A 14163-nucleotide genomic window follows, 5' to 3' on the forward strand; every position below is an offset into this window, starting at 1 on the left:
CACCACCTCCTAAGTCAGAGATCATAGCTTACACGACCTCTCAAACCGCTGATCATATATACATAAGGTGGTGCGAGACTATTTGAAGCTGGGGGTGATTGTCGCAAAATTCGTAGGCGATCCGGAGGACCGCATTGCCATCGGCAATGTGCTGCCGATCGTCCGCCTCGAGGCCGGTTTTCCAACCATGGAAAAAGTAGTTGCGGATACGCGCGAGCGCATGAAAAACGGCTGAGGCGTCGCCGCAATGCGGAGGTGTAGCGTTAAACCGAAGACCGAGGCCGGCTAAGTTTTCAATCGCTTTTGGAGGATCAGCGATAATGCGAGACGCCTCCACATCCGCTTTAACGAGTTGGTAAAACTTGCCGCCAAACGCCTGGCCGACCTTGTCCCAGCTGATGCCAGGGCTGGGCGGCTTAAGGGTGAACGTCTCTCCCTCCTGCCCAAAGGCCCACTCGAAACGAGAAAACGTGGAAAAGAACTGGATCGGGGCCGCATCCATTTGCGCCGAAAGGGTAGGAACCACTTTTCCCCACGAATCTTGTGTCATGGCAAATCCCTAGTTCTCGGTGCTATGACATTGTGGCTGAAAGTGTAGCACTTATCTGACGACCCTTCCACTACAGCACCCCCCACGCCCGAAACCTCCCCCTCCCCGTCATCTCCCTGAGCCCGAGTTCGCCGACGATCCGCACCGCCGCCTGCGGCGTCACGCCGACCGCCTTGACGATCATGCCGGCCGACAGCAGCGGCCGGGACATCACCAGGTCGATCAGCTCGGGCAGCTTTGACGTCTGGCGCCGGCCGATCAGCCGGCGTTCCATCGACAGTCGGGCCAAAACCAGACGGTCGTGTTCCCTGAGTCCAAGTTCAGCCGCCGCGATGATGCCGGCGACAATGGCCAGCATTCGGGTTGCGTGATCGCGGTGTCGGCGGCGATCGACCGGAATGGACTTGAGCCCAAGATTGATCGTGGCCAGATGCGCTCCCGTCGTAACGCCGACCTGGCGCAGCACAGAGGCCCCGAGCAGCCGGCCCAGCCAGGGCGCATGCTGCAGCACTTCCAAGCTATTCCAAGCATCGAGGGCGACAATCGCCTGCAGCACCGGTGGAAAACCGTCGAGCTCGCGCAGGACGGCCCGCCATTCGCCGAGCCGTTCGTCCTCATCCCAGTCGAGATCGTAGACCAGCGGATCCTTTTCCCTGGCCCGAGCCGGGCCGGGCGTTTTTGCCTGTTCGATGGCAGCGTCGGAGCGGGCCAGCACCGCATCGATGACGGCAAACTCGGCGTCGAGCACGCTGGCGCCGTCATCGTCGTCCTCCCCCTCCCCTCCTCCGCTCGCGCTGCCGTCCAGCTCGCCGGCGTCGATCGCCACGGTGTTGTCGTCGCCATGTGATGCTGCAGGCCACGCCTGCCCGCGCAGGCTGCGCAGACCATCAGTGCTGAGCGCCCAGCCCGGCGGCTGCGATGCGATCCGCCGCCGGGTCCTCAAGACGTCGCGGGCGATCGTCAGCTCGTGGGTTGGAGCGCGGATGTCGGCGCCAGCGTCGTGCAGCACCAGGTCCTCGAGATGGACGAGCTCGCCGTCGATCCACAGCGAGGCGCAGGCGTCGGCAAAATGCGATCGTTCGATCCAGCCCTGCCCGACCGGTGAGCGAGCGATGCGCTCGTCGAGACGGGCCAAGGCCGTGCCGGCGTCGGAAATCGGCCGCAGCAGGCTTGAGATGGCTAATTTCGACAAATCGTAAGACATTGAAATCATAGTAAACGATTTGCTAAACGAACTCTATCTGAATATTGCGGTTCGCCACATGGTATGACTGTGGGTTGGGTGTCTAACCATCGATAAGTACCTCTTATCGATGGTATATCTCTAAGTAACGGCTTGATCGTGATTTCTGATCCTCACGAGTATATTTCGATATCGGGATGATGGGATATTCTATACGTCTGAGCCGGCGGTTAGGCGCCTTTATCGGATCGGCGCTGCACTATTAGCCAAGGTCAATTTCCGGGCGGGACGGAGACATGCCTGCCGATCGGATACTAAGCAGGTCAGTGGTTCGCCGGAACCGATGTTGGGGTGGTCCTCCTGCCTACTCGATGCTGCTGGCGGCCCGATAATCCTTTGTTAAAAATCAGCTCCTATTTCCGCTCGCCCTTGGCACTGGTGCCAAGAGCTATGGAATGCAAGCATGCCAAAACAAGATATTGCCTCACGTCATTTTCAACGAAAGATCTCGGATTTCTGCGACGTGCGCATCGCGCCAATCGCTCCGAAACGGGTGCTGGAGAATATCAGATCCTACCTGATCAGCCTCATCATCTACCGGAAGTCCCCGCCCCTTTTAAACGGCCGGATCGACTGGACAGCGGTTGCAGACGCTTGCGGAATTGAGACAGAACTGACAGCCGAGCTGAAAAAGCGGCTTCGTCCTGGCCTTGACGCCATCATTCGATGGCTCGGCACGCCGGCTTTGGAAGAAGGTCCCGCATCCAAGCCGAAAACTAAACCGGCTCGACCCGCTCGCCGCTCACCGGTGCCGGCGACATCGTCCACTCGCAAGCCTCAACGAATGGGCAGCGACGGGACACCGGTTCAATCTGCGTCGCCTCAGCGAGGCCCGCAGCCAAAACCGATCCAGGAGTTTCCTGAGCCGCTGTTTGAAGCGACGGACAATCCAGAAACCTTCCAGGACGCGCTCGTCTATCATATGCGCCGGTTTGGAGACAGCTATTGGCAGCTATGCCGCGCCATCATTCGCCTCGGTGAAACATTCGACGACAAAACCCTGCTCTCCTGGATCCAGGCTGGCCGAATGCCAAGATCCATTGCCAGCTTCGAAATCCTTTCCCGCATCGAGCGGCGCTACCAACTCCGACAAGGATATTTCAAAGAAAAGCTGCCGCATCCGTCGCGATCGCTCTACGGTCACAAGCTCGCCGATATCAGCCCCGCTGAACGACGAAGGCTGGCTTGGCACCTGCCAGACGACTTTGGCAGCCTGTCATTCTCGAAGCGCGAGGAAATCCTCGATTGGGTCCGGCGGGTCATCATCTCCGGCTCAACTGATTATCGCCGCTATCAGGCGGCGGCGAGTAAGCAACGTTATGCCATCCGCTTTCCCGGCGTCACTTATGGCGGAGGATCTTTGTCTCCGCGATCATCCCTTCTCGCCGGCGGCATGAGTAAGAGTGCGGATGTTTCATTCGAGGATCCCGACCTGCTGTCCGGCGTGGTCGACGCGCCGCGGCGGCTGGCGATGGAGATGGCGGACCTGATCCGCTTCAAGACTTCGACGCTGACGGCGGTCGGTTTCCAGCGCAACGGCGTCTGGTGTGAAGAAACGGCGTCGCAGAAGGTGGAGCATCTCGGACTAATGTTCGGCGCGCTCGCCGCTTCACCTGCCGGCGTCGTCAGAGGCCGCGGTGTGCCGCTCAGCCAGTTGACCTTCGGCTTGCTGATCTTTCCAGGCGTCTGGGACTGGTATCTGCAATGGCGTGAGCAGCGGCGCGGCTTTTTCACCAAGTGGGAGGAGGACATGCTGATGGTGGCGCAAGCCCTCACTCGTGCCGAGGTGGGCTGGATCCGCCAGCATCCGGAGCTTCTGAAGAATGTCAGGCCGATCGAGGGCCTCATCGCACCAGAGGAAATCGAATTTGCCACCCGCGACTGGCACGGCGCCTGTGATGCTTTCCATCGCCATGCGGCCAATCGTTCGAAGGAAGTCCAGAGGGTGATGCGCGTGCATCGCGATCCATTTGAGGCGATCATGGTGATCCTGGAAGCGGAAAGCCCGCTGGCGGAATATCGCAAGATCACCGATGAGATCTTGATGCGTATGCCAGACGAAGACCGCTATCCGCGGCCGACTGCGGAAGCTGTGCGCTCCTTCCTGATGCTTCGGCTCGGATTGCATCTGGGACTTCGGCAGAAGAACCTTCGCCAGCTTCGCCTCTGCCCGCGAGGACACTTCCCGACCTCCGAGCGCCGGTTGGAAGACATGAAGTGCGGGGAATTGCGGTGGAACGACCGGGAGCGTGGCTGGGAAGTGCTGATCCCGTCGGTTGCCTTCAAGAACTCCGGCTCGTCCTTCTTTGGACAAAAGCCCTTCCGGCTGATCCTGCCGGACCTGCTCGACCTCTACAAATACCTAGAGGCCTATATCGACCGGCATCGCGGCGTGCTGCTCGGCAGTGCAAAGGATCCGGGCACGTTCTTCGTGAAAACGGTGAAGACAACCAGTTACGACGCGGCCTATGACTCGACAAAGTTCTATGAGGCGTGGAGGACGATCATCCAGCGCTATGGCATCTACAACCCCTACACCGGTCGCGGCGCCATCAAGGGCCTGCTGCCGCACGGGCCGCATAATCTGCGGGATATCCTGGCGACGCACATCTTGAAGCAAACCGGATCCTATGAGCAAGCAAGCTACGCGATCCAGGACACATCGGATGTGGTGCAAGAGCATTACGGGCGCTTCCTGCCGCAAGACAAGGCGGCGCTTGCGGCAAAGATCCTCAACCAGGTTTGGGAAGCAGCCTGATGTGGAGGTGGCGGTGCGGTGACCGCATCGCCAACGCCCATTTCCGTGGTTTTCAGTTATTGCAGTTACAGGCCTGGCACATTATGTTAGTAGCCAAGGAGACTTTGCCATGGCCAGTCAAATCGTTCATTTCGCCGGATTGTCGGATCGCGACCGCGAGGCAGCTTCGCCCTTGCCGAAGCTGGCCGCGGGCGACAGGATGGAACTTCATGTTCGTCACGAAGGCGGTACAGAACAGACGCTTAAAATCCCTCCCACGGCCGCGGCGGCAGTTGAAGCGCTTCTGGCGCATATGTTGCGCGGCGAACGCGTCGCTGTGCTGGCCGCAGACCAGGAGCTCAGCCCGACCGAGGCATCGGCGGTTCTAGGCATCTCGCGTCCACTCGTCGTCCTGCGTATGGACCGGGGCGATCTGCCATTCCGCTATGTCGGCAAACACCGCCGTGCCTTGCTCAAGGATGTGCTCGCGCTAAAATTCAGGCTGGACGGCCGGCAGGCTGCGATGGATTCGCTTGCCGAAGACACCGAGGATCTTGTTGAGACTCATGGCCTCTAAACCGCCCGTCGCGGTCTATGATGCCTGCGTCCTCTATCCATTCCACCTGCGCAATGTCCTCATCCAGTGTGCTTTCGACGGCCTCGTCGAGGCGCGGTGGACCGACGATATCCATGACGAATGGATACGCAATCTTGCAGCTAACACGCCTTCGTTGCCCATCGAACGCCTATTAGCCACACGCGACAGGATGAAGGCCGTGCTACCGGAAGCGCAAGTGGGAAACTACCGCCCTCTGGTCACCGAACTTGAGCTACCAGACCCCGACGATCGGCATGTTCTGGCAGCCGCCATCGCCGGGAAAGCATCCGTCATCGTTACTTGGAACCTGAAAGATTTTCCAGCACCAAACCTCCGCCCCTACGGTGTGATCAGCCAGTCACCCGATGATTTTTTGTTCGAACTCCATGCCGCGTTTCCCGATGCGTTGATCTCCAGCGTCAAAGGTGCACGGCACAATCTGCGCAAGACGGCGCCGTCCATCGAAACGTTTGTGGGCGCGCTTGAGCAAGGCGGGTTGAAGAAATTTTCGGCCATTCTTCGTCGAAATATCACCAAGCTGAAGTGACCGTATGGACCAGCGCAGAGCACAACGACTGGAACGTCCTGTACGCTGCAGACAATTTATTCTTCCTCGCTCTCCGCCTCAGCCGAGAGCGGCTCATTCTGAACCTCCTTCCGGCTGAGCAATCCGCATCCTCGAGCGCTTCGACGTTGGCAAGATCACGCAGCGTCTCCATTCCGAATGCGGAGGGGAAGTATGGAGTGGTCACATAGGTGTAAGGTGCGCCTGGCATCGGACTGCGCGGTCCGGAAGCAATGAAGCTGGAACCCCGGAGCGCTGCGATGATATCGCGGCTGACCTCCTTGCCGAACATTATGCTCAGCTCGCCGCGGGTGACGGGCTGGAAATAATCCCACCGCCATCAGGACCATCACCTCGAATCCCGACAGCGCCGCGGCCCCTCCCCGCGACGGCGCCGACGAGGCCCGAATCGTCTCGCCAAAGCACGGTCGGGTGCGATACTGCCCATGCGGATCGGAGCGGATCAGATCGCGGAGTGATTTCAGGGCAATGCCGGCGGCAAAGGCAGCATCCGCCTCGCCGCCATCCTGGGGGCGCGCGGTCGCCCGGGCCGGCAGGGGCGGCACGGCCGCGAGCAGAACCGCGACGGTGAAAGGGAGCGGGAGCACGGGTTCATGCCGAGCATCATCTTTCCTTGAGCGGTTTGTTGCGCCGATTGCTGCCAAAACCGCACGTCATGTCTGCTCAAGCAAATGAACGATAAACTTCCATTATCGGTTATATTTGACTTGCTCGGCACAAGCATGCAACGCAGAGTGCGCTGACTGCCACTACGTCGCAGGTGGAGGTCGTCCCGGCATCCGAATATCGGGCGCTTCAGAACCAGGTGAAAGAGCAGCAGCGCCTCCTCGACAAGAAGAGGATGGAAGGCGAAATCCTCAAAGAAGCGCTCGAATAGCATCAGGGTCAAAAAAACCACCGGTTGCGGCGCGCTAGCGCTCCGGCAGGCATCGTGCAACGATCCAACCTGGGTCCGACAAGAGCTGGCCCGCGAATCCCATCGGGAATGAACAGCCAGCTTCGCGCGATCCGTCACAACGGTCGCTCTGCCGGCCCTGCTATTGGCGAAGGAGGCTAACTACGGTCACAATCGCCCTGCTAACGCTAAAGGTCTGCAGTGCAGACGCAGAAGGTACCCACGCTCGCGGGTACCTTAAATTTTGCACCAGCACCGTTCATCATCATCAACCACGGTCACTCATTCGACAAGCAAATATGTGCGTTCCCCCGATCTGAAAGATCGGGGGAATAAATCAGCCATTCTCAACTGCCTATTCCAGTTCGGTGTCTTCCACCGTGATGCCGGACTGGAATGTCAGAAAGCCGGGAATGTTGGTAAAGCCCTTGACGTTCTTGCGAAGGCCGAAACTCTGGTCGCGCCACATCAGATAAACAAAAGGCGACTGCTCCAGAGCACGGTCGACAAACTGGCCGTAGATCTTCCCCCGCTCGGCCGTGTCGAGCGTGACGCGCCCCTTGTCCAGGAGATCGTTGATGGCCGGATCGTTGAAGTAGGCTGAGTTGTTGAGCCGGACCAGTTGCTGCCCACCGTAGAAGAAGTTGCTGAGCCAATCGGGGTCGGCGATGTCGCCTGCGGTGCCCGCGACAAGAAAATCATAGTCGCCGGCGTTGTTCTTGGCGATGCGGCCGGACCAGTCCGGAAGATCAAGCTTCGCCTTGATGCCGATCTTGGCGAGCTCCGCCTGCACCGCGATCGCGGTATTGTTATGGAAGCCGTATTGGGCGGTCGACAACAGCCGTGCCTCGAAGCCGTTCGGATAACCCGCCTTCGCCAGCAGTGCCTTCGCCTTGGTAATGTCGTAGCTGAAGTAGTTGGCCTTCTCCTTGGAATAGCCCATGTATCCTTCCGGAACCGCAATTCCGTAAATCGGCGTGCCCCGACCATTGAAGGCCGTGTTGATGACCGTGGCGCGATCGATGGCGTAAGATACGGCCTGCCGCACCTCCGGCTTCGAAAACGGCTCGAATTTGGTGTTGAACTGCAGCATCATGAAAGGGCCGGTCGTGCTTGCCAGCTTCAGATTGGAATCGGCTTCGATCGAGGCGGCGTCCTTCCACGGAACGTAGTCGATGATGTCGACGTCGCTCGATTTCAGCGCATTCACGCGGGTATTTTCGTCGGCATAAAAGACGTAGTGGACGTCATCGAGGTGAGGCCTGCCCTGCTTGTAATATCCGTCGAACTTTTCGACGGTCAATTCGCGACCACGTTCCCATGCGGAAAACTTGAAAGGCCCGGCGCCAATCGGCGTTGCATTCGGATCCTTGCCATGATCCCTGATCCAGGCGGCGGGCACGATGGCCGATTCCGGAAGCGCCAGGTAGTGGATGAGCGGAACGAATGGCTTGGAAAGCGTCAGCTTGACTGTCTTGGCATCGAGCGTATCGATCGCTTTGATCACACCCAGCTCGTTTCGATAAGTCGCCTTGCTGTCTGCTGCGGTGATGCGCTCGATGGACGCCTTCACATCCTGCGCGKTCACCGGCGACCCGTCGTGGAATTTGGCGTCCCGCAGCTTGAACGTATAGGTCAGTGCGTCTGTGGAGACCTCGTAGGATCGCGCAAGTTCCTGCGACAGCTTTCCATCAGCGCCGTAGTTGACGAGGCCGCGGTGAATGGCGAGCCGGATCGTGCGGGCCGGCGTTCCCGCGTTAATGGTGCTGTCGAGCGTGGAAGGCTCGCCGGAGAGACCGAAATAGAGAGTACCGCCCTCAGCAGCCAGGGCCTGATGCGCGGAAACGCTGGATGCGAGGGCGAAGATAAGCCCGAGAACTGATTTCTTCATGCTGTACCCCTTTTTTGCTTGTGCTTGTTTATTCGTCTTTTCCATGTCGGCTATTCCTCCCTGAGACGTGGATCGAGAATGTCGCGCAACCGGTCGCCCACCACGTTGATGGCGAGCACTGTCAGCGCGAGAAGAAGGGATGGCCAGATGACATACATCGGGTTCTGGCCGAGATAGCCGCGGGCGGTCCCGATCATCTGGCCCCAGGACGGTTCCGGCGGCACAATGCCTAGGCCAAGGAAGCTCAGTCCCGATTCAAGGAGAATCGCCGCGGCGACCGTCAGCGTCGCCTGGACGACCAGCGGCGACAGGATGTTCGGCAGAATCGCCGTGAAGACGACACGCCGCACCGAGGCCCCCATGGCATGCTCGGCTTCCATGAACTCCTGGCGTGTGACCTGAAGCGTGGCAGAATGAGCGACACGGGCAAAATGCGGGATATAGAGCACGCCGATCACGACGGTCAGGCTGAGAACGCCGCTTTCCCAGAACCCGACCGCGAGCAGCGCAAGCAGAATTGGCGGAAAGCTCAACATGATGTCGACGGCGCGCATGATCAGAAAGGACAGCCACAAACGTCCGTAAGCACCTGCGATTCCAAGGAAAGTTCCGAACACAGCGGCGATCACCGTGGCGCCAAGCGCTACCATGAGGGTCGGACGGATGCCGATAAGAAGCCGGCTCAGCAGATCGCGGCCGAATTCGTCGGTTCCCAGCCAGTGGCTGGCTGAGCTGCCCTGGTTGACGGCCTGCGGGTTGAGCATGAATGGGTCGTGAGGCGCGAGCCAGCCGCCGAAGATCGCCATCAGAAGGACGATCGCCAATACGGCAAGACTTGCGACGAATGCCGGCTGACTGCGAGCGACGCCAAGGGTGCGGGAGGTCACGTGCGTTTCCTCCTGATGCGCGGGTCGAGCAGGCTATACAGCAGTTCGACCAGCAGATTGATGCAGATGAAAAGCGCAGCAATGGCAAGCATCGCGCCCTGGACCAACGGATAATTGCGGGCCGATACCGCACCCACCAGCAGCGTGCTGAGCCCCGGCCAATTGAACATTGCTTCGACGAGCACCGTGCCGCCCATCAGGTTGCCGAGCTGCAGCCCGATGATGGTGACGATCGGGATTGCCGCATTGCGCAGCACGTGCTGCCAGATGATGCGTCGCTCCGACATGCCCTTCGCCCGTAGCGCCCGCACGAAATCCCGTCCAAGGATTTCCAGCATCGATGAGCGCGTCATGCGTGCAATCGAGGCGGCAAGGCCGAATCCGAGTGCCACCGCCGGGAGGGTGAGCTTGCGGAAATGCTCAAGTGCGTTTCGCGAAATGTCCGTATAGCCGCTGGCGGGCAACCAACCGAGTTTCAGGCTGAAGAACAGAACCAGCATCGTGCCCAGGATGTAGACAGGCACAGAAATCCCGATCGTGGCGACGGACGTCAGGATCGTATCGCGCAGACTTCCACGCTTGAGGGCAGCGGCAATGCCAAGCGGAACACCGATCAGCGTCGCGATGATGATCGCCGCGAAGGCCAGTTCCAGCGTGCGCGGTAGGTTGGAAAGCACATATCGCGAAACCGGATAGCCGTTGGCGAGCGACGCCCCGAAATCAAGATGCAGCGCCTTCCACAGCCAGACGAAATACTGAGACATGACCGGCTGATCCAAGCCAAGCTGGCTGCGCATGGAGGCAACGGCTTCCGGCGAGGGATTGCTGTCAGCGCCGAGCAACAGCAGCACCGGATCACCCGGCATGATGTACATGACCGAGAATATCAGTGTGGCGATTACCAGCAGTTGGATAAAGGCCGTCAGCAGCTTTCGTCCAACGAGCAGCAAAGCTCCGGCAACAGAGGCGTTCATGCGACCCCCTTTCCGACACGGTCCGAACCGATGGTCGGCACCGCATCGAGCAGCATCCGGGTATAGGCTTCCTTCGGATTGGCGAAGATTGCCTTCGCCGACCCGTATTCGACGATGCGGCCCTTCTGCATGACGGCGACCGTGTCACTGATATGTTCGACCACGGAAAGGTCGTGGGAAATGAAGAGATAGGTCAGGTCGAACTCCACCTGCAGATCCTTGAGCAGGTTGAGCACCTGCGCCTGTACGGAAACGTCGAGGGCCGAGACAGCCTCATCGCAGATCACGAGCGACGGATTGAGTGCGAGAGCCCGGGCGATGGCAATCCGCTGTCGTTGTCCGCCGGAAAACTCATGTGGATATTTCGCCGCCGCGGCGGCCGGCAGACCGACCGCTTCGAGCAGGCCAGCGACGCGGCGGCGACGCATGGGCGCAGTGCCTTCCCCGAAGATAACCAACGGCGCTTCGACAAGCTCGGCGACGGTCTGGCGCGGATTGAGGGAGCCATAAGGGTTCTGGAAGACCATGGCGATCTCACGCCGGAACGGCCGCATCTCGCCTTCCGAAAGTCTGGCGATATCTCGTCCCTTGAGCAGGATTTCGCCGGCGTCGGGGCGATAGAGCCGCATGACGGCGCGGGAAAGGGTGCTTTTACCGCAACCGGATTCGCCAACCAGCCCAAGTGTCGAGCGCGGTGCAATGCTCAGGCTGACACGGTCCACAGCCCGCATTTCGACCGGCACCGCAAGCGGTGCAGGCTTGATCCAGTAGGACTTGACGAGATCCCTGATCTCGAGCAGCGGCGTAGCGTTCGCGTCCGGTGCCGCCGCGACATTGCTTGAACGGACGCGCGGTTCGGGTCGGACGCTGAAAACGTTGCCAAGCGCGTCACGCTCGATCACTGGCAAGCGGTCATGCTGGCCGCCGGGCGTCGGCATCGAGTCTATCAGCGCCTTGGCATAACTGCTCTTGGGATTATTGAAGAGATCGGCGGTGGTCGCCTCCTCTATTCTGTCTCCGGAATACATGACCACGACCCGGTCCGCGACTTCGTAGACAACGCCAAGGTCATGCGTGATCAGCAGGATGGCTGCCCCCACCTCCTCGTTAAGGCCACGCAACAGGTCGAGAACCTGTTTCTGCACGGTCACGTCGAGCGCCGTGGTCGGTTCGTCGGCAATGATGATGCGGGGTTTGCAGGCGACCGCCATGGCGATCATGATGCGTTGACATTGGCCGCCGGAAAGCTCGTGCGGATAGGCACGCATGGCGCGCTCGGGATCAGGAATCCTGACCTTCTCAAGAAGTTCTATCGCCTTCTGGCGCGCCTGCGCCTTGCCAACCGTTTCGTGAAGCCGGATCGCCTCGATGATCTGGTCGCCGCAGGGGAAGATCGGGTCGAGCGACGCCATCGGATCCTGGAAGATCATCGCAATATGCCTGCCGCGCAGCTTGCGCAGTTCACCGGGTCCGAGTTGAAGCATGTCGATGCCGTCGACCAGAACCTCGCCGCTCGTGACTATCGCATTCGGCGGGAGCAAGCCCATCACCGCAAGCGAGGTGATCGTCTTGCCGCTACCGCTCTCCCCGACCAGACCGAGTATTTCGCCCGGCCCGATGGTGAAGTCGATATTGCGCACCGCGAACTTCAGTCCGTCGCGGGTCTTGAAAGCAATCGAGAGGTTCCTGACTTCCAGCATCGCGCCTCCGATCAAGCCGTGACTTGCGAGTGGATGGGTGCCGGATAACCGAACGCACCCTCGATCCGGCAGATCTCGGCGGCAAACTGCGAGCCCTTTTCCATCGCGGCGTGGATGGCCTGCGGCCCTACATGCTCGCCGCGCTTCCAGCCACGGGCAGCCAGCGTCAGCAGCGTCGCGGTGATGAATGCATCGCCAGCGCCAAGCGTATCGACGACATCGGTGGGTACGGGCGCAACGGACACGAAGTCCTTGCCATTATAGGCAACAGCGCCCTCCGGCCCGAGGGTCGCGAGCGCCAGGCCGCAGCCATGCCCGACGACCTCGCGCAGGACTTCCAATGCACGGCCACGCCCGACATCGCCTGCCGACAGGGCGGCGAAATCGAGGTGCGGCGCCACCGGCGCGATCAGGTCCTCCACCTGCCAGCGATAGGAGAAATCATAGGACAGCAGATGGCTGCCATTCTTCAGCGTCGCGAGATGCTGGTTGAGGTGACTGTAGCAACTCGTGTGCACCAGTGCGAATGCGGAGAGGTAGTCGATATCGCCCTGACCCGGCGTGAACGGATTTTCCCGCGCGACGCCGCCTCTATTGGAGAACACGAACTCCCGGTTTCCGTCGACGACACGCACATCCGCATGGCCGTTTTCGCCTTCGATAATACGGCTGTGCGTTGCCGGCACGCAAAGCGCTTCAAGCGTGGCCCGAACATGCCGCGCGGCGGCATCCGTACCGAAGGTACCCAGAAATGCCGCATCGGCGCCAAGCATCTTGGCATAGACAGCAAAGTTCAGGGCATTTCCGCCAGGATACATCTTGCCGGTGTTGAGATAGCGGTCGACAACGTTATCGCCGAGCCCGAGCACCTTGAACGTGTTGAAAGACGTGTCGGGCGTGATCATTTTTCGGCCGCCTTCTTTTCATGCGAGACATAGGGCGCGACGGAGAAACCGCCCGCCCGCGGAGGCGATGCCGTGCCGAACCGCGACGAACTCGCGCGAGGCAGAAACAACCATGCGGGCGGGCGCTTAACCATCAGTAGTCGACCTTCCACATGTAGCGGCGCACGGACAGCGGATGCTCGCGCAATACCGACAGCGTGTGGGCGAACCAGTACCAGGTGACGCCGATCACGAAGGGCGACAGCAGCGGTGAGATGTCTTCGTAGCGGCCGGCGTCGAAAGTGATGATCTTGTCGGTGACCCGGCGCGTGAACTTCAGCGCGCGCTGGTCGATCTTGCGGTTCTCGCCATTGTCCATGAGGAAGACATAGGCCATCTCCGGATCGGCAACCTCGAAGGGACCATGGCGAAATTCGCCCGAATGGATGTCGGATGCATCAAGCCATAACATTTCGTTGAAGATGCAGATCGAATACTGGTAATTGAGACCCGAGAGGATACCGCTGGAGAGCACGTAGTAGATGTTCTCGTCTTTGTAACGGCGGGCGAGCTCCATGCCACGCTCGCGCTCGGCATCCTTGATGTCGTGCAGCTTGGCCGGCATCGCTTCGAGGTCACGCAGCAGTTGCGGGCCGACCGGGCTGCGGAGGTGCTTTAGCAGGTAGGCGGCGAACAGATAAGCGACCATCGTCTTCGGCATGCCCGGCAGCTCCTTGCTGTAGGGCAGAAGGTAATCGCAGATCTTTGCCAGACCGCTTTCGTGGCCGGAAGTGAGCGCGACGGTAACCGCGCCGGTAGTCTTGGCCCAGCGGGCGGCAACCACGGTGTCTTCGGTCTCGCCGTTATGTGAGGTGAGAAGCACGACAGCCTTCTCGTTGACAGGCTTCGGGCGGCGCGTTTCGAACTCGGTCGAGTTGATACGCTCGATGCGCAGGTCGCAATACTTGTCGAGGATGTACTTGATCGGTTCGATGTAGGAATTCGAGCCGCCGGCGCCGACCAGATAGACGGTGTCGATTTCACGCGACGAGAAGATGTCCTCCACCAGCTTTTCGGCCAGAGGGTTGCCGTCGCGGAAGGTCATCTCCAGGACGCCCTTCAGATAGTCACCTTCCAGGTAATTCGGGTTCGGAGCGGACTTGATCTCTTCGTCGCTTGGCGTCAGGTTTTCGAGAGCCATGATAGTTTTATTCTCCA

The 14163-nt window shown here is 59.9% G+C and carries 12 protein-coding genes and 1 pseudogene; 4 read left to right on the top strand and 9 right to left on the bottom strand.

What is annotated here, in order from left to right; all coding sequences use genetic code 11:
- Nucleotides 1–52: 52 nt before the first annotated feature.
- Nucleotides 53–550 (bottom strand): hypothetical protein, encoded by a 498-nt coding sequence (locus AC1DLT_RS01995; RefSeq protein ID WP_477485730.1) that lies wholly within the window; start codon nucleotides 548–550, stop codon nucleotides 53–55.
- 70 nt (nucleotides 551–620) lie between these two features.
- Complete coding sequence (locus AC1DLT_RS02000) at nucleotides 621–1763, bottom strand: RHE_PE00001 family protein (RefSeq protein WP_477485731.1); 1143 nt, start codon at nucleotides 1761–1763, stop codon at nucleotides 621–623.
- A 433-nt stretch (nucleotides 1764–2196) separates the two neighbouring features.
- Here AC1DLT_RS02000 and AC1DLT_RS02005 point away from each other — a divergent pair, with 433 nt between their 5' ends.
- The 3 genes from AC1DLT_RS02005 to AC1DLT_RS02015 all read left to right on the top strand — a co-directional run bounded on the left by AC1DLT_RS02005 (nucleotide 2197) and on the right by AC1DLT_RS02015 (nucleotide 5675).
- On the top strand, nucleotides 2197–4551 hold the full coding sequence (locus tag AC1DLT_RS02005) for a hypothetical protein (RefSeq protein WP_477485732.1): 2355 nt from the start codon (nucleotides 2197–2199) through the stop codon (nucleotides 4549–4551).
- Nucleotides 4552–4660: 109 nt separating this feature from the next.
- Nucleotides 4661–5107 carry a MerR family transcriptional regulator gene (locus AC1DLT_RS02010; protein ID WP_105426600.1) on the top strand — a complete coding sequence of 149 codons (447 nt, stop codon included), beginning with the start codon at nucleotides 4661–4663 and terminating at the stop codon, nucleotides 5105–5107.
- A complete protein-coding gene (locus AC1DLT_RS02015; protein WP_477485733.1) occupies nucleotides 5097–5675 on the top strand; it encodes a PIN domain-containing protein in 579 nt (192 codons plus the stop codon). Before AC1DLT_RS02010 ends, AC1DLT_RS02015 begins: the two co-directional genes overlap by 11 nt.
- Here AC1DLT_RS02015 and AC1DLT_RS02020 read toward each other — a convergent pair.
- A complete protein-coding gene (locus AC1DLT_RS02020; protein ID WP_477485734.1) occupies nucleotides 5659–5985 on the bottom strand; it encodes a hypothetical protein in 327 nt (108 codons plus the stop codon). The genes AC1DLT_RS02015 and AC1DLT_RS02020 overlap by 17 nt on opposite strands.
- Nucleotides 5986–6423: 438 nt before the next feature.
- On the opposite strand from AC1DLT_RS02020, the pseudogene AC1DLT_RS02025 reads away from it, so the two are divergent.
- A pseudogene (locus AC1DLT_RS02025) lies at nucleotides 6424–6588 on the top strand (IS3 family transposase); the annotation flags it as partial.
- A 376-nt stretch (nucleotides 6589–6964) separates the two neighbouring features.
- Here AC1DLT_RS02025 and AC1DLT_RS02030 read toward each other — a convergent pair.
- The 6 genes from AC1DLT_RS02030 to AC1DLT_RS02055 form a co-directional block, all read right to left on the bottom strand.
- Nucleotides 6965–8500, bottom strand: a complete 1536-nt coding sequence (locus AC1DLT_RS02030; RefSeq protein WP_477485735.1) for an ABC transporter substrate-binding protein — start codon at nucleotides 8498–8500, stop codon at nucleotides 6965–6967.
- Nucleotides 8501–8550: 50 nt separating this feature from the next.
- Nucleotides 8551–9387, bottom strand: coding sequence for an ABC transporter permease (locus AC1DLT_RS02035; protein ID WP_477485736.1), 837 nt, complete (start codon nucleotides 9385–9387; stop codon nucleotides 8551–8553).
- Nucleotides 9384–10361 carry an ABC transporter permease gene (locus AC1DLT_RS02040; protein WP_477485737.1) on the bottom strand — a complete coding sequence of 326 codons (978 nt, stop codon included), beginning with the start codon at nucleotides 10359–10361 and terminating at the stop codon, nucleotides 9384–9386. The genes AC1DLT_RS02035 and AC1DLT_RS02040 overlap by 4 nt, the downstream gene beginning before the upstream one ends.
- Nucleotides 10358–12061 carry an ABC transporter ATP-binding protein gene (locus AC1DLT_RS02045; RefSeq protein ID WP_477485738.1) on the bottom strand — a complete coding sequence of 568 codons (1704 nt, stop codon included), beginning with the start codon at nucleotides 12059–12061 and terminating at the stop codon, nucleotides 10358–10360. Before AC1DLT_RS02045 ends, AC1DLT_RS02040 begins: the two co-directional genes overlap by 4 nt.
- A gap of 11 nt (nucleotides 12062–12072) precedes the next feature.
- Nucleotides 12073–12966 carry a fructoselysine 6-kinase gene (locus tag AC1DLT_RS02050; RefSeq protein WP_247032476.1) on the bottom strand — a complete coding sequence of 298 codons (894 nt, stop codon included), beginning with the start codon at nucleotides 12964–12966 and terminating at the stop codon, nucleotides 12073–12075.
- 133 nt (nucleotides 12967–13099) lie between these two features.
- The gene (locus AC1DLT_RS02055; protein WP_477485739.1) at nucleotides 13100–14146 is read right to left on the bottom strand and encodes an SIS domain-containing protein; all 1047 of its coding nucleotides are present in this window, start codon (nucleotides 14144–14146) and stop codon (nucleotides 13100–13102) included.
- Nucleotides 14147–14163: the final 17 nt, after the last annotated feature.

The sequence above is a fragment of the Neorhizobium sp. 05N33 genome, from assembly GCF_056397445.1.